Annotated in this window: 23 protein-coding genes; 12 read left to right on the top strand and 11 right to left on the bottom strand. The window is 54.5% G+C overall.

Annotated features, from left to right (window positions below):
* Positions 1-62: 62 nt before the first annotated feature.
* Positions 63-851, bottom strand: coding sequence for a class II aldolase/adducin family protein (locus tag DVA43_RS23845; protein WP_114316973.1), 789 nt, complete (start codon positions 849-851; stop codon positions 63-65).
* Between the two features lie 13 nt (positions 852-864).
* Complete coding sequence (locus DVA43_RS23840) at positions 865-2,166, bottom strand: MFS transporter (RefSeq protein ID WP_114317190.1); 1,302 nt, start codon at positions 2,164-2,166, stop codon at positions 865-867.
* Positions 2,167-2,379: 213 nt separating this feature from the next.
* On the opposite strand from DVA43_RS23840, the gene DVA43_RS23835 reads away from it, so the two are divergent.
* Complete coding sequence (locus tag DVA43_RS23835) at positions 2,380-3,288, top strand: LysR family transcriptional regulator (protein ID WP_114316972.1); 909 nt, start codon at positions 2,380-2,382, stop codon at positions 3,286-3,288.
* A 218-nt stretch (positions 3,289-3,506) separates the two neighbouring features.
* Here the strand turns inward: DVA43_RS23835 and DVA43_RS23830 are convergent, their stop codons facing one another.
* The 3 genes from DVA43_RS23830 to DVA43_RS23820 form a co-directional block, all read right to left on the bottom strand.
* On the bottom strand, positions 3,507-3,692 hold the full coding sequence (locus tag DVA43_RS23830) for a hypothetical protein (protein ID WP_114316971.1): 186 nt from the start codon (positions 3,690-3,692) through the stop codon (positions 3,507-3,509).
* A gap of 214 nt (positions 3,693-3,906) precedes the next feature.
* The gene (locus DVA43_RS23825; RefSeq protein WP_114316970.1) at positions 3,907-4,491 is read right to left on the bottom strand and encodes a hypothetical protein; all 585 of its coding nucleotides are present in this window, start codon (positions 4,489-4,491) and stop codon (positions 3,907-3,909) included.
* Complete coding sequence (locus DVA43_RS23820) at positions 4,491-5,435, bottom strand: LysR family transcriptional regulator (RefSeq protein ID WP_114316969.1); 945 nt, start codon at positions 5,433-5,435, stop codon at positions 4,491-4,493. The genes DVA43_RS23825 and DVA43_RS23820 overlap by 1 nt, the downstream gene beginning before the upstream one ends.
* Positions 5,436-5,533: 98 nt before the next feature.
* Between DVA43_RS23820 and DVA43_RS23815 the strand changes: the two genes are divergently transcribed.
* The 4 genes from DVA43_RS23815 (at position 5,534) to DVA43_RS23800 (ending at position 8,506) form a co-directional block, all read left to right on the top strand.
* Positions 5,534-5,968 (top strand): DMT family transporter, encoded by a 435-nt coding sequence (locus tag DVA43_RS23815; protein ID WP_103180810.1) that lies wholly within the window; start codon positions 5,534-5,536, stop codon positions 5,966-5,968.
* Between the two features lie 4 nt (positions 5,969-5,972).
* On the top strand, positions 5,973-6,452 hold the full coding sequence (locus DVA43_RS23810) for a DMT family transporter (protein WP_103822598.1): 480 nt from the start codon (positions 5,973-5,975) through the stop codon (positions 6,450-6,452).
* A gap of 89 nt (positions 6,453-6,541) precedes the next feature.
* On the top strand, positions 6,542-7,777 hold the full coding sequence (locus DVA43_RS23805) for an MFS transporter (RefSeq protein WP_103822599.1): 1,236 nt from the start codon (positions 6,542-6,544) through the stop codon (positions 7,775-7,777).
* A gap of 42 nt (positions 7,778-7,819) precedes the next feature.
* Positions 7,820-8,506 (top strand): RluA family pseudouridine synthase, encoded by a 687-nt coding sequence (locus tag DVA43_RS23800; RefSeq protein ID WP_114316968.1) that lies wholly within the window; start codon positions 7,820-7,822, stop codon positions 8,504-8,506.
* A gap of 33 nt (positions 8,507-8,539) precedes the next feature.
* On the opposite strand, the gene DVA43_RS23795 is transcribed toward DVA43_RS23800, so the two are convergent.
* Complete coding sequence (locus tag DVA43_RS23795; RefSeq protein WP_114316967.1) at positions 8,540-8,926, bottom strand: VOC family protein; 387 nt, start codon at positions 8,924-8,926, stop codon at positions 8,540-8,542.
* 169 nt (positions 8,927-9,095) lie between these two features.
* Entirely contained in the window at positions 9,096-9,614 is a 519-nt protein-coding gene (locus tag DVA43_RS23790; RefSeq protein ID WP_114316966.1) for a hypothetical protein, read from the bottom strand.
* Positions 9,615-10,195: 581 nt separating this feature from the next.
* On the opposite strand from DVA43_RS23790, the gene DVA43_RS23785 reads away from it, so the two are divergent.
* From DVA43_RS23785 to cydB, 6 genes are all read left to right on the top strand, one after another.
* Entirely contained in the window at positions 10,196-10,381 is a 186-nt protein-coding gene (locus DVA43_RS23785; RefSeq protein ID WP_103180815.1) for a general stress protein, read from the top strand.
* A gap of 93 nt (positions 10,382-10,474) precedes the next feature.
* Complete coding sequence (locus tag DVA43_RS23780; RefSeq protein ID WP_103180816.1) at positions 10,475-10,969, top strand: ferritin-like domain-containing protein; 495 nt, start codon at positions 10,475-10,477, stop codon at positions 10,967-10,969.
* Positions 10,970-11,000: 31 nt separating this feature from the next.
* Complete coding sequence (locus DVA43_RS23775) at positions 11,001-11,507, top strand: ferritin-like domain-containing protein (RefSeq protein ID WP_103822602.1); 507 nt, start codon at positions 11,001-11,003, stop codon at positions 11,505-11,507.
* 15 nt (positions 11,508-11,522) lie between these two features.
* Complete coding sequence (locus tag DVA43_RS23770) at positions 11,523-12,395, top strand: manganese catalase family protein (protein ID WP_103822603.1); 873 nt, start codon at positions 11,523-11,525, stop codon at positions 12,393-12,395.
* 74 nt (positions 12,396-12,469) lie between these two features.
* Positions 12,470-13,873, top strand: coding sequence for a cytochrome ubiquinol oxidase subunit I (locus DVA43_RS23765; protein ID WP_103822604.1), 1,404 nt, complete (start codon positions 12,470-12,472; stop codon positions 13,871-13,873).
* Complete coding sequence (gene cydB / locus DVA43_RS23760; protein WP_103180820.1) at positions 13,873-14,883, top strand: cytochrome d ubiquinol oxidase subunit II; 1,011 nt, start codon at positions 13,873-13,875, stop codon at positions 14,881-14,883. Before DVA43_RS23765 ends, cydB begins: the two co-directional genes overlap by 1 nt.
* Positions 14,884-15,031: 148 nt before the next feature.
* Here cydB and DVA43_RS23755 read toward each other — a convergent pair whose 3' ends face one another.
* From DVA43_RS23755 to DVA43_RS23740, 4 genes are read right to left on the bottom strand one after another with little or no spacing between them, the layout of a single operon-like run.
* The gene (locus tag DVA43_RS23755) at positions 15,032-16,018 is read right to left on the bottom strand and encodes an SDR family oxidoreductase (protein WP_114316965.1); all 987 of its coding nucleotides are present in this window, start codon (positions 16,016-16,018) and stop codon (positions 15,032-15,034) included.
* 10 nt (positions 16,019-16,028) lie between these two features.
* Positions 16,029-16,559: a 2-oxo-tetronate isomerase gene (locus tag DVA43_RS23750; RefSeq protein WP_114316964.1), complete on the bottom strand. Its 531-nt coding sequence runs from the start codon at positions 16,557-16,559 to the stop codon at positions 16,029-16,031.
* Positions 16,556-17,008, bottom strand: coding sequence for a DUF421 domain-containing protein (locus DVA43_RS23745; RefSeq protein WP_103180823.1), 453 nt, complete (start codon positions 17,006-17,008; stop codon positions 16,556-16,558). Before DVA43_RS23745 ends, DVA43_RS23750 begins: the two co-directional genes overlap by 4 nt.
* A 9-nt stretch (positions 17,009-17,017) precedes the next feature.
* Positions 17,018-17,524: a hypothetical protein gene (locus DVA43_RS23740; RefSeq protein ID WP_103822609.1), complete on the bottom strand. Its 507-nt coding sequence runs from the start codon at positions 17,522-17,524 to the stop codon at positions 17,018-17,020.
* Positions 17,525-17,666: 142 nt separating this feature from the next.
* Between DVA43_RS23740 and DVA43_RS23735 the strand changes: the two genes are divergently transcribed.
* Positions 17,667-18,059: a YdeI family stress tolerance OB fold protein gene (locus DVA43_RS23735; protein ID WP_103822610.1), complete on the top strand. Its 393-nt coding sequence runs from the start codon at positions 17,667-17,669 to the stop codon at positions 18,057-18,059.
* Positions 18,060-18,289 lie beyond the last annotated feature (230 nt).

The raw sequence follows: 18,289 nt of genomic DNA, 5'->3' as shown, positions 1-18,289 counted from the left end.
TTACCCGGCTTAAAACGGCTCTCCAGCAGAGGTTCGGCGAGCCGCTGTAAATTACGGTTCGGCTATGTTCGCCAGGATGGATCTGTCTGCTCGATCAGTCGCGTAAGCGCTTTGAAAACATCTTGTCCTGCGCCAAATCGAGGATCGAACTGTAGCGAATCCTGGGTGCATTTGCGTTGGATATCTTCAGGTATCTCCAGTACCGGCCCCATCGACATTGAGGCGACCTGGATTTCACATGCCCGATTCAGGAGCCATAAATTCGCGAAAGCCTGAGGTAAATTGTGTCCCCAGGCCAGCAGACCGTGGTTTCGCAGGATAATACAGGGACGGTCGCCAATACTTCTGAGCAAGCGGGGCCCTTCGTCAGCATGTACCGTAATGCCTTCAAAATCATGATATGCCACTTTTTCATAAAGCTGTGCCGAGTAAAAGTTGCTCATTGAAAGACCTCCTGCGGAACATGCCACTGCCATGCCTGCGGTGGTATGGGTGTGCATAACGCAGTGAGCTTCCGGGATACTGTCATGTATGGCGCCATGAATGGTAAAGCCGGCTGGATTGATGGGCCAGTCGCTGTGTCCGATGATGTTGCCTTTATTATCAATTTTCACCAACGACGAAGCCGTCACCTCTGAATACATCAGACCAAAGGGGTTAATAAGAAAATGTTTTTCAGGCCCTGGCAAGCGTAAGGTGATGTGGTTGTAAATCAGCTCGTTCCAGCCAAGGTGAGCAAAGATACGATAACAGGCTGCAAGATCGACCCTTGCCGCCCACTCTTCCGGACTGTAGCCAGCGGGAATGTCATTACGGGAATCAGGATAAGAATGGGTTAATGTTATGGTCATGATGACTCTCCTTTTAAGATGAACAGGCAGGGTTTTTGTCTGCAGCGGGCTTCATTGGAATGGCAGCGATAAACAGCGTCCCTAATAACAGAACGACCACCGCGTAAAGCAGGCCAGAGGAAAAGCTGTTGGTCGCATCTCTCAGATAACCCACGACAAAAGCGCTCAGGGCCGATCCGATATTGCCAACCGCATTTATCAGGGCTATACCCACAGGTTTACTACGACTTGAAAGGACTTTATCTGGCGCGGTCCAGAATATCGCCATGGCGCAGAAACCACCGGTAGAGGCCATTGCGATGCCAGCAAGACGAATAATGGGGTTTTCAGCGTAGGCCGTTAGCAACCAGCCGACCGCTGCGAACAACATGGGGATCGCAATATGCCATTTTCGTTCACGACGGCGATCGGAGCGTGCGCTCCACCAAATCATGCCGATGATGGTGCATATCTGAGGAATAGCAGCGAGTAAACCAATAGTGATGTTGCTGCTGGCAGCATTAAAGCTTTTTACAATCTGAGGGATCCATATCCCAATCAGGCTAAGCGTATTAACAAGGCACAAATAGGCTAGGGCAAATTTTATTATGACCGGCTGACAAAGTTCGCTTATCAGACTTCCCTTTCGCTCTTTCGGTACGTCCGCCTGGCTTTGTTCAGCAGCCAGCATTGCTGTCAGTCGTGCTTTTTCCTCACGGGTCAGCCAGTTTGCTTTCATCGGGTTATCATCGAGATAAAACAGGACGGCGATGCCCAGGACGACCGAAGGGAGGCCTTCAAGGAGAAACAACCATTGCCACCCTTTCAGGCCTAAAAAACCATTCATTTCAAGGATGTAACCGGACACCACTGACCCCAGGGCTGTGGTAACGGGTGTGGCTATCATAAATAAAGCGTTGGTTCGTCCGCGGCAGGCCTGAGGGAACCAGAATGTCAGATAAAGCAATATTCCCGGAATAAAGCCCGCTTCAGCGATCCCCACAAGCGTGCGCAATATATACAGACTTTGCGCGTCGTGGGCAAAAAGCGTCGCCGTAGAAGCAACCCCCCAGACGATCATAATAATCGACAGCCAGCGTCGGGCGCCGAAGCGTCCGAGGGCAATATTGCTGGGAATACTGAAGGCAATATAAGCGATATAAAAGAAGGTTGTTGCGAGGCCAAACATTGTCGCAGTCAATCCAAGATCCTGCGACATGGTAAGGCCCGCAAAACCAATATTAATGCGATCGAGGAAAGCAAACACGTAAAGCAGAAACAGAAACCAGACTAGTCTGCCGGACACTTTTTTAATAAGTTCATTATCCGTTTGCATAGAGCCCACAGAACTGAACTCTGTTTCGCCGCGGGCGGGGCTCACAAAATAACCAGATTTTTCCAAAGTCATTGCAGGGTAGCTCCTCTGCTGTAGGGTGTGGGTAGAGGTTTTATATTTATTTGAAACCATTAATATGTTAATGACTTGTTGTGTACAATTTAATTAATCTGGTTTATTTGTTAGAAAACATCGTTAATCGGAACTGCCACCATGCCGTTTTTACGCTTTACCCTGCGTCAGCTGGAAACCTTTCTTACGGTCGCTGAAACCCATAGTTTCACGGATGCCGGTGAGCGTCTGGGGTTGACACCCTCTGCGGTCAGCCAGCTTGTACAAGAACTTGAGTCCGTGCTGGGTTTCCGCCTTTTTGATCGCAGTACCCGTCGCGTTTCGTTGTCTGTCACTGGCAAGGAGTTTCTCAATTCTGCGGGGGCGGTACTTAAACGTGCCAGGCAAGCTGAAACCATTGCCACAGCGATTAATGCCCGGGCGACAGGTGTGGTTCGTATTGCGGCACCGATGATTATTGCCAGCGCGATGCTGCCAAAAATCATCAAAGAATACAGAGTGCTTCAGCCAGAGGTAGCTGTTCGGATTATTGATTGCCCGGTGGAACGCCTTATCGATATCGTTATTGACGGTGATGCCGATATGTCGGTAGGTCCTAATGCGTTCTGTGGCGAAGAGATTATTTCCACCGTGTTATTTGAAAGTCCGTGGGTATTGTGGTGCACGCCGGATCACGCGCTGGCGCAGTTTGAGGAGGTAAGCTGGGAAAACCTGAAAATGTATCCGCTGGTCGCGGCAGGACGAGATCATGAACAGAATGTCGCTAAAATGGGAAGAGCTTTACCCAGTGCCGAAAGGATAAGTCCTGTCGATGTGGTAGATAATATTTCTACCGCTCTGGGTATAGCCTCTTCTGGCCTGGCCGTAACCCTGTCCCCTGCTTACGTTAAGCTACTGGCTAAACCTTTCGGTTTGGTTATGCGCCGTATTGTTGCGCCGGACGTGGTTCGCCAGGTTTGTTTATACCAGTCTTCAAAATTTTTTAACTCACCGGCCGCTGAAGGTTTTGCAGAACATCTTATTGAATGGATTGCTGAAAATGTTGAGTAATAACTTGCCGGTTTTGCGAAGTCACTCTGTTTCACTGTACACTAGGCATTTCTGTAAAGGGGACTTGTTCATCCCCGCTGTCACTGATGCTGGCGCTAAGCGATATGCAATAACATGAGCGTGACTAATAACATTATGTGTGGACAGATTTAGCGCACAGTGTATTTCCAACAGCTGGCTTGTTGTTTAGAGTCGCAGTAACGCGGCAAGCCGGGTCGTTAACCCTTACGCAGATTCGCCTGTTTGAACGTCTCTGTGTGATGCCCAAGGAACTTCAGCCTTCCCCGGCTCTCTTCTAACGCCGTTTCAAGCTTATCGACCTCATTAGAGAGACGGGAAACCATAACGAAGAGTATGGCAACCGCGATAACGACAGGAACAATTAACCACCATGACACAAACATATGCATTACCCTGGAAGATAATTAACGTAGTTACAGTCTTATGGTTAGCGATTTAAAAACAATAATAACAATTTATGAGTTTGTCTTAGGGCGAGTGCGGTTTGCTCCCCCTTTTCCTCAAGTTTTGTCGGCCGGGTAAGGCGGAGCCGCTATCCGGCAATGCAGTGCGGCCTGATGCCCTCTCCCACCGGGAAAGGGCGCATCTTGCATTTACCTAAGCGCCCGGTGCTCTGGGGAAAATCTCCAGATACTTCTCCGAGCCATAAAATGGGATCACCAGAAACGCCATGCCCGCCGTTCCGCTGGCTAACTGCACCGCCATATCGCCGTTGCGGGTAATAAACAGCGTCCGGTCCTGCCAGCGGCAACCGACGCTCATATCCGGGGTGCAATTTTTAAACTTCGTTAACAGCAGGCCCTCTTTGCTCAGGAAAAAATACCGGCTTTCGACATCGGACGGTTTTGCCGCCGACTCATCCAGCAGCGTGAAAGTCTCCTCCCGCAGCGTTCTGTTTTGTGCATCCAGCGATTTCACCTGTAGCGATCGGCCAGGATAGTTGAAGCGTAACTCCACCATCGCCGCATTGTCGGCTCTGACATATAGCGTCTCGGCCAGATCGTTTGCGCCGTAGTATTTCCCCCCGCCCGGCTTGAGCGGTTTATTCATAAAGCGGTACACCGTATGGCTGCGAATATCCTGGCGGTTGGGATACTCCGCATTAAATTGCGCTTTCTGTGGCGAGCTGACGACGCAACCGGTGAGTAATAACAGACAGAGCAGGACAGAGAGGTGACGCATTACATTCCCCTTTGGGATTGCCAGTGCAGCGGCGTACCAAACGCCTCAACGTAGTAATCAATCACCGCCCGCACGTTCAGCGGCGGGTGGCGCGTATGGGGGTAGATCGCCGCAATGTTGTAGGGCTCGGTATTGATGGAGGTCTCCCAGGCCGGCAGCAGTTTCACCAGCTCCCCGCTCTGGAACCGGTCGCCAATCAGCCAGTCCGGGAACAGTACCATCCCCATCCCGCCCAGCGCGGCGATAAGCAGCGTTTCCGCGTTATTGGAAGAGATCAGCGGCGTGACGGGATAATGAGTCCACGCCTCGCCGGGCCGGCGCAGCAGCCAGCGGTTGGGGCCGGACGAGCCGCGATAGACCAGGCATTTGTGACGCATTATGTCGTCCGACGTTTCCGGCGTGCCGTATTTGCGCAGATAAGCCGGAGAAGCAGCCAGATGATAAAACTGCTGGCCCAGCACCCGGGCGTGAAAAGAGGAGTCGGTCAGCATACCGATGCGAAAGATCAGGTCGGCGGCATCCCGGTGGGGATCGATATAGTCGTCCGTCAGCGTCAGCTCGATGCTAAGACGGGGGTAGCGTTCCGTCAGGCCGGGAAGCCCCGGCGCGATATGCCGCTGACCGAAAAAGACGGGAGCGTTGATGCGCAGCAGACCGGAGGGCTCCTGCTTGCGCGCATCCAGCTCCCGGCGCGCCTCCTCAAGATTACCGAGCATCAGGCGGGCATAGCGGATAAAAAGGTGACCACTTTCCGTGGGAATAATTGCCCGCGTGTTGCGGTAAAAAAGCTGCTGACCGAGCGCATCCTCAAGCTGATGGATGACCCGCGAAACCTGCGAAGCGGAAATCCCCTCCCGGCGTGCCACCACCGAAAAATTTTGGGATTCATAGACATCTTTAAAGGTTTGCAGCCAGCGGAGGCTGATCGTGGCGGGGTCGCGCATTAATGCATTTCCTGCACAAGTGTTTCTTACATTATGGCATTTTTCTCACGGATGTTCAGGCGTACGCTTCCCCGCCTTGAAAACGGAGAAGAGTAACTATGCAGCTGATATTGATTTTACTGGTTATTGCCGGGGGGATGGGGTTGTCCGTCGAGGCAGGGCTACTGGGGCCGCTCGGCGGTGAGGTAGGTGATTTATGGGCCACGTTCAGCGTGTTTGGCGTCGGTGCCGCCCTGACCTTTTTGCTGATGCTCTTTTTCAGCCCACGCAACAGCCCGTCCTTTTTTTCACAGCCTTCATGGCAGCTGCTGGGCGGCGTTCTCGGCCCGGTCTACGTCATTATTCTCACCGTGGTGACGCCCGCCATCGGTATCGCCATGACGATGATTGGCATCCTTGCCGGCCAGGTCTTTAAAAGCCTGATCATCGATCACTACGGCCTGCTGGGCACGCCGCACCGCAAAATTGACACTAAACGCATCATCGCGCTGATTTTTATCATTGCCGCGCTGGTTCTGGTTGCACAGGGGTAAGACGATGACATTGATTATGATTATTCTGGCGGTGATTGGCGGTGCGACGCTGAGCATTCAGGCCGCCATCAACGGCCAGTTGGGCAGCAAGGTGGGCGTATTCAAAAGCGCGTTCCTGACCTTTTCCGTCGGCGCGCTGATCACCGCCCTGCTGATCTTCTTCTTTGAACCGCGCCATGCCGTCAGCCTGCTGGATGTGCCTAAATGGCAGCTGCTGGGGGCGATGTTTGGCGTACCGTACATCGTCATTATGGTGCTGGCCGTGCAGCGTATCGGTACGGCGGTGGCCACGGTGGCGGTGATTTTCGGCCAGCTGACCATGAGCATGCTGATCGACAATTTTGGCTGGCTGGGGAACGACGCCATTCCCTTTTCGATGACGCGCCTGGGCGCTGTCCTCTGCCTCGGGATCGCACTCTGGTTCATCTACTCCAGCAGCACGCAAAAGTCAGATGAAAAGGCGCCTGCAGAAACGCGGAGTTAAGCTGGCTTCGGTGAGGGGAGGCGCAAGCAGGTGTTTTTGCCTTTCAGGTCATTTATAGTACTTCCCCTCATCCCGTAGCCATTAACACCATGAAAACCGATAATAAACGCGTTCGTGCTTATCATTTTTCCCCCTTTCGCCATCTTTTTGCCGCACGTTTTCTCACCGTCCTGGGCAACGGTATCGCCCCCATCGCGCTGGCATTTGCGGTGCTGGATATTGGCGGCTCGGCCTCTGATTTAGGTATCGTCGTGGCCTCCCGCTCGATTTTTAACGTGCTGTTTCTGCTGCTGGGCGGAGTATTAGCGGACCGCTACTCCCGCAGCCGGGTGCTCGTCTCCTCGTCGGTGGTGGCCGCCATCTCGCAGGCTATCGTGGCATGGTCGGTGCTGGACGGGTCCGCCACGGTGCTCAGCCTGACCCTGCTTGGCGCGGTAAACGGTGCCGCCGCGGGCATCACCCTTCCCGCCTCTTCTGCCCTCGTTCCCCAGACGGTTCCCGGTAAAAGCCTGCGCGAAGCCAACGCCTTCATTCAGCTTGGGGTGTACAGCGGGACGGTCATTGGCGCGTCGCTGGGCGGCGTTCTGACAGGCGCCGTCGGACCGGGCTGGGGGCTTGCCATTGATGCCCTGGGGTTCGCTGCCGCCGCCCCCCTCTACCTGATGATTCGCGTGACCGCCCTCGAAGCCGGGCCTTCTAAAAGCAACATGCTGCAGGATTTAAAAGCGGGGTGGCAGGAGTTCGCCAGCCGGGCCTGGGTGTGGTCGATCGTCGTGCAGTTCACCATTATTAACGCCGCTTTCAGCGGGGTAATGATGGTGCTCGGGCCGGTGATTGCTGATACCTCTTTTGGCCGGGCGCAGTGGGGGATTATTGTGGCGTGCCAGAGCATTGGCCTCATCGTGGGCTCCTCCCTTGCCCTGCGCTGGCGACCGCGCCGGGATCTCTTTATTGGCGTGATGCTGGTGTCATGCTGCGCCCTGCCCATCTTTATGCTGAGCCTGCTCCCCTCCACGCCCTGGCTGATTGCCGCGTTCTTTATTGCCGGGGTGACCTTTGGCCTCTTTGGGGTGGCCTGGGCCCAGTCCCTGCAAACGCATATCCCGCAGGATAAGCTGGCGCGCGTCTATGCCTACGATGCGGTGGGATCGTTTGTGGCGATCCCCTTCGGCGAGCTTATCGCCGGGCCGCTGGCCAACCAGTATGGCACCAGCAACGTACTGCTGGTGGCGGCCTGTGCCGTGGTTCTCGCCACGGTAGCCGCCAGCCTGGTGCCCGCCATCAGACGACTCGATAACACATCACAGCTTAAATCGCATACGTAATGGGTTATCATCCGTCTCCCTCTTGTTTCTGCGGTCAGCCTGATGTCAGTGATTATCGATAATTTTATTGCCCCGCCCAGCCATGAGGCGATAGAGACGCTCTGGCAGGACGACCATCTGGTGCTGATCAATAAACCCAGCGGGCTGCTCAGCCTGTCGGGGAAAAATCCGCAAAACCTCGATTCGGTGCATTATAGGCTGGTGCAGACCTTTCCGGGCTGCACGCTGGTACATCGCCTCGATTTTGGCACCTCCGGGCTGATGGTGATTGCCCGCAATAAGGCGATCAATGCCGCCCTCTGCCAGCAGTTCAGCCAGCGCAACGTAACCAAGACCTACACCGCCCTGCTCTGCGGACATCTGGCCGATGATGAAGGGGTGATAGACGCGCCTATTGCTAAAGATCCGGCGCTGTTCCCGCGGATGTCGATTTGCGCTATCAACGGCAAGCCTGCCCGTTCCCGCTATCGGGTGGTGGAGCGCGGGTATTATCAAGGGGATGTGCCGGTCACGCGGGTGGAACTGACCCCGGAGACGGGGCGCACCCACCAGCTGCGCATTCACTGCCAGCAGCTGGGACACCCGATTTTAGGCTGCGACCTGTACGGCGGTGTGCAGATGCCCGGCACCGAACGCATGCCGCGCCTGATGCTGCACGCCAGCGAGCTGCGGTTTACGCATCCGGTCAGCGGGGAGCCTGTTCATATCCGCCATGCCAGCCCGTTTTAATAGTGCCATTTTGCCACGCGGCTTGCTGTCAGTTCAGCCCCACGCCTGGTTCTGAATCACCACCCGGTACCCGTTGTCATCCATGAATGTGCGCCCATTGACCTCCCAGTACGGGTTAAACGAACTTACCGGGGTAAAACCCGCACTGCGCATTCGCCCGCAGGTCTGTTCCCATTCCGCTTTATCGGGATAATAGAGAACGATCAGATCCTCGTTCGTTTGCAGAGGCTGAACGGGATGGTGGTGACATACGGTAAATTCGATATGCCAGGGTAAATCTTCCCGCCCTAACATGATCCCGCTGAAACCCTGATGATCGCTAAAGTCCGCAATCTTTTTCAGTCCTAACCCCTGGCTGTACATCAGGAAAGCGTTGTCGAGGTTTATGACAGGTCTGGCAATACGCATATGGGTGAACATCCGGGCTCCTGTGGGCTGCTGGTTTATTATGCCGCCTCAGTCTACCTGCCGTTGCGTTTGCCATTTTCCTCTCAGTGCGTTCCGACATAACGGCGGCACGCCTGACGGGCGGTCCGGGTGATTTGCAGCGGAATGGGGATATCCGGGTAATTCAGAACGATGAGCCCTCTCACCCCGCCTGCTGCACCGGTGCCGACAAATAGACCCGCACGTAGCGTACAAACTTGCCGACAAACACCCCGGCGAACAGCCCCCCGGTAATGATGGCGAAGGCGCTTGCACCGGGGCGTTGCAGGGTCTCGGGCGCAATGGCGCTGATCGCTCCCAGCACATATTTCACCGTGAAGGCCAGCATCATAATGGGCAGTGCCGAGTAGTCCGCCGAACGGTAAATGCTGCGCGGGGCGGCAGCCCGGCTTACTATCGCCCCTTTGATCAGGATATAGCCCATTGCCGCGCCGCTGAGTAGACCTGCCAGCCACAGGGAGCCGGTAGCGAGCGTGAGCGTGCGAAAGACCAGCAGGTCGTAGATATCCCAGATCAGAAACAGGGCCGGAACGATAGCGAGCTTTTCCAGCGCAACGGTGGCGGGCTTACGCGCCCGGATGCCTCTGCTTATCAGGAACAGCAGAATCAGATAGACCCAGACGGGGGTATGGATCAGGACACCAGAGATGAAATCAAGCATAGGGTTCACCTTCGCCTCCGCGGTGACACCGCGTCACCGTTCCGGTTGAGTATTGCCTGGGGTACGCGATCCACCATCATACTTTGTCAGGTTCTTTTATTTGCCCTTCGCTTACTCTTTTTGAAGTAGTAATTCCCGTGATTAACTGGAACCCATACATAATATACGTAAACAATTTGTTATATTATTTAACAACCGAAAACAACGACCATAAATAATATAAAAATCAATTAAGATTAATCCCACGTACAATATTTTTATATGCGCTATAAGCGAGCTCCCTTAAATGTAAACTTACGTAAAGAGCCCCGCCACGCCTGGACTCGCCCGTTTCAGCGAAACACAAAACAAGCGATAAAGCAGAACGCCCGGAAGGTCGTTTGTTTACATTACCTTGGCGAAACTTATTTGTGAAACAAGCGGAGCGATATATTCAGTTAAATCTTAAAACATAAGATAATTTATTTTCAAAACCACATTTGACTCTTCGGAAATAGGGGCTAAATTTAATCCTGAACGACAACGGATACGAATAAAAACGTATCTTACTGACATAAACGATGTAAATGAGGAAACATAATATGGCAGAGCAACGTGGTGGTTCAGGTAATTTCGCACAGGATCGTGAAAAGGCCTCTGAAGCAGGGAAAAAAGGCGGTCAGCAGAGCGGTGGTAATTTCAAAAACGATCCGCAGCGCGCTTCCGAAGCAGGTAAAAAGGGCGGTCAGCATAGCCATGGTGGCGGACGCAAGTCTGACAACTCTTAATTCATCTCATTATTAAAGCCTGTTCTTCACTTTAATGGGTAACCTCTGCGGGTCCGCGGGCTCGCAGAATTTTTATAGCACTGGAGAAAAAGTATGAATATGAAAAGTATAGAGGATGTATTTATTCATTTGTTATCCGATACCTATAGTGCAGAAAAACAGCTTACTCGTGCGCTGGCTAAATTATCCCGCGAAGCCGCCAGCCCTGATCTGAGCGCTGCGTTTAAAGCGCACCTGGAAGAAACCCATGGCCAGATTGAGCGTATCGATCAGCTCATCGAGAAAACGCCAAATATTAAATTGAAAAGAATGAAATGCGTGGCGATGGAAGGGTTAATTGAAGAAGCCAATGAAGTTCTTGAAAGCACAGAAAAAAATGAAGTCCGCGATGCAGCATTAATCGCTGCGGCGCAAAAAGTCGAACACTATGAAATTGCCAGCTACGGCACGCTCGCTACCCTGGCGGAGCAATTAGGATATACCCAGGCAGTCAAATTATTAGCCGAGACGCTGGAAGAAGAGAAATCCACCGATCTTAAACTGACCGATTTGGCAGTCGGTAATATTAATCAGAAAGCAGAAAAGTAAGCCTGAAATAACCGAACCCGAGGACGAAAATATGAATCACGTAGAACACTACCATGACTGGCTACGCGATGCTCACGCCATGGAAAAGCAAGCGGAATCCATGCTCGAATCAATGGCGAGCCGTATCGATAATTATCCTGATGTCCGCGCCCGTATTGAGCAGCATCTTACTGAAACCAAACAGCAAATAAATGTACTGGAAGAGATCCTCGACCGTAACGATATTTCCCGCTCAATGTTGAAAGACTCCATGAGCAAAATGATGGCGTTCGGCCAGTCTGTCGGCGGCATTATGACCTCGGATGAAATCGTAAAAGGCTCTATTAGCGGCTACGTTTTCGAGCAGTTCGAAATCGCCTGCTATACCTCCCTGCTGGCCGCGGCGCGAAAAGCTGGAGACGTGGCATCGATTCCTGCGATTGAATCGATCCTCGCGGAAGAGCAGCGCATGGCCGACTGGCTGATCCAGCATATTCCTGACACTACTGAGCAGTTCCTGCTGCGTTCAGATGCCGACGGTGTCGAAGCGAAAAAATAACCAGGGAGTGAGCGTATGTTTCGACACGTAAAACAATTGCAGTATACCGTCCGCGTTGCCGAGCCGAATCCCGGCCTGGCAAACCTGCTGCTTGAACAGTTTGGCGGCCCTCAGGGCGAGCTGGCGGCCGCCTGCCGTTACTTCACCCAGGGGCTGGGCGATGATGATGCAGGCCGCAGAGAGATGCTGATGGATATCGCGACCGAAGAGCTCAGCCACCTTGAGATCATCGGTACGCTGGTAGGCATGCTGAACAAAGGCGCCAAAGGCGAACTGGCAGAAGGCACCGAAAGCGAAGCGGAACTCTACCGCTCCCTGACGCAAAACGGTAACGACAGCCATATCACCTCCCTGCTGTACGGCGGTGGGCCACCGCTGACCAACTCTGCAGGCGTGCCATGGACTGCGGCGTATATCGACACCATCGGGGAAGCCACCGCAGATTTGCGCTCCAACATCGCGGCGGAAGCGCGTGCCAAGATCATCTATGAACGCCTGATCAACGTCACTGACGATCCGGGAGTAAAAGATGCCCTTGCGTTCCTGATGACCCGTGAAGCCGCACACCAGCTCTCGTTTGAGAAGGCGTTGCAGTCGATTCGCAATAATTTCCCACCAGGGAAACTACCGCCAATCGAACAATACGCAACCACCTACTACAATATGTCTGCAGGTGATGATCTTCGCGGCAGCTGGAACAGCGATGAAAACTTTGAGTACGTTGCCGATCCGCAACCCGCCGTTGATGGCGGCGATGGCAGCGCCGAGGTTACGCTCACGAAAGAGCAGGCCGCACTACTCAAAGCGATGGCGAGCCGCACCGAGTCGGATCCAACAGCCGATCCGCTCACTGGCGCTGAGCTGGGTGCCGGTAAAAATAAACCGTAACCCCGCCCGCAACAACAGCCGTACCACGATGCCCCGTTCTATACGGGGCTTTTCGCTGACAGGGGAAGAGTACGATGTTCGAACTCGATGCGTTTTATCTCGCCAGGCTTCAGTTTGCCTTCACTGTCTCATTTCATATTATCTTCCCGGCGTTAACCATCGGCCTTGCCAGCTATCTGGTGGTACTGGAGGGGATGTGGCTGAGAACGAAAAATGATGTCTGGCGCTCGCTCTATCATTTCTGGTTAAAAATCTTCGCCGTTAATTTCGGCATGGGCGTGGTCTCCGGGCTGGTGATGGCTTACCAGTTTGGCACCAACTGGAGTGGCTTTTCGCAGTTTGCCGGCAGCATCACCGGCCCGCTGCTCACTTATGAAGTGCTTACCGCCTTCTTCCTCGAAGCGGGTTTCCTTGGCGTCATGCTGTTTGGCTGGAACAAGGTTGGGCCTGGCCTGCACTTCTTTGCCACCTGTATGGTGGCGCTGGGGACTCTGATGTCCACCTTCTGGATCCTCGCCTCCAACAGCTGGATGCACACGCCGCAGGGCTTTAGCATCGAGAACGGCCAGGTCATCCCCGAGGACTGGTTCGCCATCATCTTTAACCCCTCTTTCCCGTATCGTCTGATCCACATGTCCATTGCCGCCTTCCTGAGCAGCGCCCTGTTTGTTGGTGCCTCCGGCGCATGGCATCTGCTGCGCGGTAACGACAGCCCGGCGGTGCGCAAAATGTTCTCAATGGCGCTGTGGATGGCGCTGCTGGTGGCGCCGATTCAGGCGTTTGTCGGGGATATGCACGGCCTGAACACCCTCGAACACCAGCCAGCAAAAATTGCCGCCATCGAAGGTCACTGGGAAAATCCCCCTGGCGAAGCGACGCCGCTGCTACTGTTTGGTGTGCCCGATATGGAAGAGGAGCGCACCAAGTATGGGCTGGAGATCCCGGCGCTTGGCAGCCTGATCCTCACCCACAGCCTGGATAAGCAGGTCCCGGCGCTGAAAGATTTCCCGAAAGATGAGCGCCCTAACTCGCTCATTGTCTTCTGGTCGTTCCGCGTGATGGTGGGCCTGGGGCTGCTGATGATCCTGATGGGGGTTATCAGCCTTTGGTTGCGCCATCGCCGTCGGCTCTATCACTCCCGCCCGTTCCACCGCTTTGCCCTGAGCATGGGGCCAGCGGGTGTAGTCGCGATCCTCGCCGGCTGGGTCACGACCGAGGTGGGCCGCCAGCCGTGGGTCGTATATGGCTATCTGCGCACCATTGATGCGGTGTCGCTGCACAGCACCCTGCAAATGAGCATCAGCCTGCTGGCGTTTATCGTTGTTTACTGCTCGGTATTTGGCGTGGGGTTAGTCTACCTGGTGCGGTTAATTAAGAAGGGGCCGCAGCCTACCGACAATCTCTCGATGAAGACCGACGGCAGACCCGCACGCCCGCTCTCGGCGGCAGAACCGGTTCCGGAAGAGGAGAAACTGTAATGGGCGTCGATATCTCAGTTATCTGGTTTGCCATCATCGTTTTCGCCACCCTGATGTACATCATCATGGATGGCTTCGATTTAGGTATCGGCATGCTCTTCTACTTTGAGCGCGACCCGCAGGCGCGCGACGTGATGGTAAACAGCGTCGCCCCGGTATGGGACGGAAACGAAACCTGGCTGGTGCTGGGGGGAGCCGGGCTGTTTGGCGCCTTTCCGCTGGCCTATGCGGTGGTTATCGACGCCCTTACCATCCCGCTAACCGCGATGCTGATCGGGCTCATCTTCCGCGGGGTAGCGTTCGAGTTTCGTTTTAAAGCCACGCCGTCGCACCGCGCCTTCTGGGACTACTCCTTCGCCGGGGGCTCGCTGCTGGCGACCTTCAGCCAGGGGATTGTCGTCGGGGCGATGATTAACGGCTTTGACGTTGAAGGCCGCCGCTTCGCGGGTTCGTCGCTGGACTGGCTGACCCCCTTCAACCTCTTCTGCGGGCTGGGGCTGATGGTGGCCTATACCCTGCTGGGCACCACCTGGCTGATTATGAAAAGCGAAGGGGCATTACAGCGCCATATGCGGGATTTGACCCGCAAGGTGCTGCTGGCGCTGCTGGCGGTAGTGGCGGTGGTAAGCGTCTGGACCCCGCTCGGCTGGCAATATGTGGCCGACCGCTGGTTCACATTGCCGAACTTCTTCTACTTCCTGCCGGTGCCGCTGCTGGTGGGGATCTTCGGTCTGTGGATCTGGCGACTCACCCGCGATCCGCACAGCCATACCCGGCCCTTCCTGCTGACCCTCGGGCTGATCTTCCTTGGCTTTAGCGGGCTCGGCATCAGCCTGTGGCCCAACATTATCCCGCCACGCATCACCATCTGGGACGCCGCCGCGCCGCCGTCCAGCCAGCTCTTTATGCTGGTGGGCACGCTGCTGATCATCCCGTTGATTCTGGTCTATACCGCCTGGAGCTACTACGTGTTTCGTGGCAAGGTGACTGACACCGAGGGCTACCACTAAGCGTCGCAGTATTGCCGGGTGGCGCTAACGCTTACCCGGCCTACAAATCGCCCCCAGGCCCGGCAAGCATCGCGCCGCCGGGCGGTGCGCAATAAAAAGCCGGGTGGCGGCTTTGCCTTACCCGGCCTACAAAACGATACTGCTTAACCTATTTTCGCCGGGCGATCAGTTTCCCCACCAGCAGCAATCCCGCCAGCGCAGCGCTACCCAGCAGTACTTTCCCCGGCACGCCGGAGGTGATGGCCGTCGCCCGGGTTCTCGACTCGTCCGAAAAGCGCCCATGGACCTGATGCATCCCCCTGACCGGCCCGGAAAGATAATCCTGCCGCTCGGGGACGTTGAGTTCGTTGGTCATCTGCCCTTCCCACGCCTTTTTCACCATCATGCGATCCAGCAGGCCGGGGAAGAGAAACTGGCCGATAATCGCCTGCATGGTGCTGCGCCCGACCCACAGCTCCCGCACCGGGCGGCGGGTCACGTTGAAAATCGCCTCGGCGGCCACCTCCGGCTCGTAAACCGGCCCGATGGGGCGCATGGCGAAGGCAAACTTATTGCGCGCCCAGCTAAACTGCGGCGTGTTAAGGCCCGGCATCTGCACCATCGACAACTGGATATTGATACGCTCGTGGATAAGCTCGGTGCGTACCGCGTCGGTAAAGCCGCGGATCGCCGCTTTCGCGCCGCAGTAGGCGGACTGGAGCGGGATGGAGCGGTAAGCCAGCGCAGAGCCCACCTGGATAATCTGTCCCGCATCGCGCGGAGTCATCACAGACAATGCCGCCCGGGTGCCGTTAACGTAGCCCAGGTAGGTTACGTCCGTGACCCGGCGAAACTCCTCATCGCTCATGGCGCGAAACGGCGCCAGCACCCCGCACATGGCGTTGTTGATCCATACGTCAATTGCGCCGAGCTGCGCCTCGAACGCGTTAGCCGCCGCCATGATGGCCGACGCGTCCGTCACATCGGCGTTCACCGTGTGACACTTCACGCCGAAGCGTTCAATTTCGGCCCGCGCCGTCTCAAGGCTGGGGTCATCCCGGGCGATAATTCCCACGTGATAGCCCGCCTCTGCAAAACGCAGCGCCGTGGCTTTGCCTACGCCTGCCGTCGCTCCGGTGATCACCACAACGCTCATCATGCTCTCCTTAATGCAGTTGCTTTTTCCAGTGCGGGATCTGCCGCAACAGTTCAGAAAGCGCGTAGCGAACCGATTTCTCAATCACATCTTCGCACTCGCCGGTGAAGTGCTGCACGGCGGTAGTAACCTCGCCGCGAAAAGACCAGCCAAACCAGACGGTGCCTGCCGGGGTGCCATCCTCACCGCCGTCCGGCCCGGCATAACCGCTGATGGCAATGCTGATATCCGCGTCGGCAAGCTCCAGTGCGCCCTGCGCCATCTCGCCCACCGTCTGGCTGCTGACGGCGGTGTACTTTTCCAGGGTGGCATTGTTGACACCCAGTACCTTGTGTTTGGCTTCGTTGTTAAAGGTGACCACGCCGGTACCAAAGAACGAGGCGGTATCTTTCTCGGCGCAGAGCGCAGAGGCCAGGTTGCCGCCGGTGCAGGATTCTGCGGTAGTGAGCAGCCAGCCCAGATCGATCAGGACAGTAGATACCTGGCGGGTGAGTTCTTTGGTGGTTTTGGCCTGGTTCCAGACATTTTCATTTTCTTTCATGATGCACTCTCTTCAGGAATAATCGAAATATGACCATTACGTTCAAGTATGGCGTATTTAATTTCTTCCAGAGTGGTTATGCCGTGATTTTGCCGGGCAGAGACCAGAATGTCGTCGCAGGAGACATCGACTTTCTTTAATTTTTCGTTTTGCAGTTCACCGTGCACCACCAGAATAACCGGGGAGCCGTCGATGGCCGATTCCGCACCGGATATATATTTTTTCACCATGCCAAACAGCATATCCACCACCACCAGCGTAATAATGGTGAGCATGGCGCCGGTTACGGAAAAATCATCCCCCAGCAGCGCCTGTTGCGTGGCCTCACTAATAATTAATAACAGGATCAGATCGAAGCTGGTCATTTGCAGCAGCGCCCGCCTGCCGGCGATTTTAAATACCACCAGCAAAATCAGATAAATCGCCACCGCCCTGAGTATCATTTCCATGTTGGTGCCTTAGGGATAGATAAATTGCCAGAAAGATAGGCCCGGTTGATTATTTACCGTGACAGAAAGGTCGGTTTTGCCGGGGCGTTGTGGGGTGGTATAGAGCCAGACGGTTAAATCCTTGCGCGGTTCCTGATAAACCAACACCATCTCTCCGCCCTCGCTGTACATTTCATCGGGCTGCGGCCAGATATTATCGGTTTGCATCCGTTCCATATATTCGCCGCCAATGCGCAGCGTCAGCGGCGTAGTACTCTGTTCTGGCACGCTAATTTTCAACTCAATAGGCGTTTGCAAGCGTCCAAAACGTTCATACTCCACCTGCAGATTGCCCGGAGCGTTAGTTTTTGTCGCTTCGCTAAAATAGCCGCCAGAAAAAAGCCCTAACAGCGCAGCGACGATAATGAGTATTAACAGAACAAAACCGAAGCGGTGCGCATCGTATTCAAACTGCAGGGCAGCATGACTCTGTTTGACACCGGGCAATTCAGGGGGATTTCCTTTGGCTTTTGCCATATATCACCGCACCGTCTCGTTAATTAATATTATGCAGCCAGATGATTTTTATAGATAAATTTGATTAAGACTGTTCTTGTTTGCAAATTAAAAAATAGCAACCAGGCTTAATCTGTCAAGCAGGCTAAACCAAGGAGGTCGTATGAAATTATCCGTCGCACCCTTATTGTGTTGTCTTATAATTCCGGCCGCGTATGCCGATGATAATGGTGGACTGAAGAAAGATACTGCCCCTCCTCCACCGCACGCGCTGGATGATGGTTATCGTGGGGCGGAAGATGCCCGCATCATGACCGTGGAGCAGGCCAAAGAGATGCACGATGGGGCTACGATCTCCCTGCGCGGTAATCTCATTGAAGGTTCCGGCGGCGATAAATTTAAATTCCGCGATAAAACTGGCACTATTGATATGGTGATCCCCCAAGCGGTATTTGATGGCCGTACCGTCCAGCCCGATAATATGATCAGCATTAACGGTAGTCTGGATAAAAAATCAAATCCACCGGTGGTCCGTGTCGACCGCATTCAGAAATAACGATAAATTTCACTTAAGTTTCTCGTGGATATTCCCGAATATCCACGAGAACCCTGCGGAATATATTCTCTAAGCCTTAACCTACCAGATTTAAGGAGCCAAAAACTCGGATAATTCCGGGCTTTAGGATTAATCCCCCTTTCCTTCCCCTCGCAATACTTAAACAATTTTACACAAATTCACATTGCCTTCTTTATTGCTTACACAGCACGGATTCGCCGATGAAAGCC

The organism is Leclercia sp. W6, from assembly GCF_003336345.1.
Lineage (GTDB): Bacteria > Pseudomonadota > Gammaproteobacteria > Enterobacterales > Enterobacteriaceae > Enterobacter.
This window is presented reverse-complemented; position numbering and strand designations above follow the sequence as displayed.

What these genes read in the sequence shown, in the direction of transcription:
- DVA43_RS23790 (WP_114316966.1), bottom strand. Translation starts at nt 9,614, where the DNA reads ATGCTTGATTTCATCTCTGGTGTCCTGATCCATACCCCCGTCTGGGTC.
- cydB (WP_103180820.1), top strand. Translation starts at nt 13,873, where the DNA reads ATGGGCGTCGATATCTCAGTTATCTGGTTTGCCATCATCGTTTTCGCC.
- DVA43_RS23810 (WP_103822598.1), top strand. Translation starts at nt 5,973, where the DNA reads ATGACATTGATTATGATTATTCTGGCGGTGATTGGCGGTGCGACGCTG.
- DVA43_RS23820 (WP_114316969.1), bottom strand. Translation starts at nt 5,435, where the DNA reads ATGCGCGACCCCGCCACGATCAGCCTCCGCTGGCTGCAAACCTTTAAA.
- DVA43_RS23805 (WP_103822599.1), top strand. Translation starts at nt 6,542, where the DNA reads ATGAAAACCGATAATAAACGCGTTCGTGCTTATCATTTTTCCCCCTTT.
- DVA43_RS23745 (WP_103180823.1), bottom strand. Translation starts at nt 17,008, where the DNA reads ATGGAAATGATACTCAGGGCGGTGGCGATTTATCTGATTTTGCTGGTG.
- DVA43_RS23750 (WP_114316964.1), bottom strand. Translation starts at nt 16,559, where the DNA reads ATGAAAGAAAATGAAAATGTCTGGAACCAGGCCAAAACCACCAAAGAA.
- DVA43_RS23840 (WP_114317190.1), bottom strand. Translation starts at nt 2,166, where the DNA reads ATGCAAACGGATAATGAACTTATTAAAAAAGTGTCCGGCAGACTAGTC.
- DVA43_RS23800 (WP_114316968.1), top strand. Translation starts at nt 7,820, where the DNA reads ATGTCAGTGATTATCGATAATTTTATTGCCCCGCCCAGCCATGAGGCG.
- DVA43_RS23765 (WP_103822604.1), top strand. Translation starts at nt 12,470, where the DNA reads ATGTTCGAACTCGATGCGTTTTATCTCGCCAGGCTTCAGTTTGCCTTC.
- DVA43_RS23770 (WP_103822603.1), top strand. Translation starts at nt 11,523, where the DNA reads ATGTTTCGACACGTAAAACAATTGCAGTATACCGTCCGCGTTGCCGAG.
- DVA43_RS23785 (WP_103180815.1), top strand. Translation starts at nt 10,196, where the DNA reads ATGGCAGAGCAACGTGGTGGTTCAGGTAATTTCGCACAGGATCGTGAA.
- DVA43_RS23740 (WP_103822609.1), bottom strand. Translation starts at nt 17,524, where the DNA reads ATGGCAAAAGCCAAAGGAAATCCCCCTGAATTGCCCGGTGTCAAACAG.
- DVA43_RS23755 (WP_114316965.1), bottom strand. Translation starts at nt 16,018, where the DNA reads ATGAGCGTTGTGGTGATCACCGGAGCGACGGCAGGCGTAGGCAAAGCC.
- DVA43_RS23795 (WP_114316967.1), bottom strand. Translation starts at nt 8,926, where the DNA reads ATGTTCACCCATATGCGTATTGCCAGACCTGTCATAAACCTCGACAAC.
- DVA43_RS23825 (WP_114316970.1), bottom strand. Translation starts at nt 4,491, where the DNA reads ATGCGTCACCTCTCTGTCCTGCTCTGTCTGTTATTACTCACCGGTTGC.
- DVA43_RS23835 (WP_114316972.1), top strand. Translation starts at nt 2,380, where the DNA reads ATGCCGTTTTTACGCTTTACCCTGCGTCAGCTGGAAACCTTTCTTACG.
- DVA43_RS23815 (WP_103180810.1), top strand. Translation starts at nt 5,534, where the DNA reads ATGCAGCTGATATTGATTTTACTGGTTATTGCCGGGGGGATGGGGTTG.
- DVA43_RS23735 (WP_103822610.1), top strand. Translation starts at nt 17,667, where the DNA reads ATGAAATTATCCGTCGCACCCTTATTGTGTTGTCTTATAATTCCGGCC.
- DVA43_RS23830 (WP_114316971.1), bottom strand. Translation starts at nt 3,692, where the DNA reads ATGTTTGTGTCATGGTGGTTAATTGTTCCTGTCGTTATCGCGGTTGCC.
- DVA43_RS23780 (WP_103180816.1), top strand. Translation starts at nt 10,475, where the DNA reads ATGAATATGAAAAGTATAGAGGATGTATTTATTCATTTGTTATCCGAT.
- DVA43_RS23845 (WP_114316973.1), bottom strand. Translation starts at nt 851, where the DNA reads ATGACCATAACATTAACCCATTCTTATCCTGATTCCCGTAATGACATT.
- DVA43_RS23775 (WP_103822602.1), top strand. Translation starts at nt 11,001, where the DNA reads ATGAATCACGTAGAACACTACCATGACTGGCTACGCGATGCTCACGCC.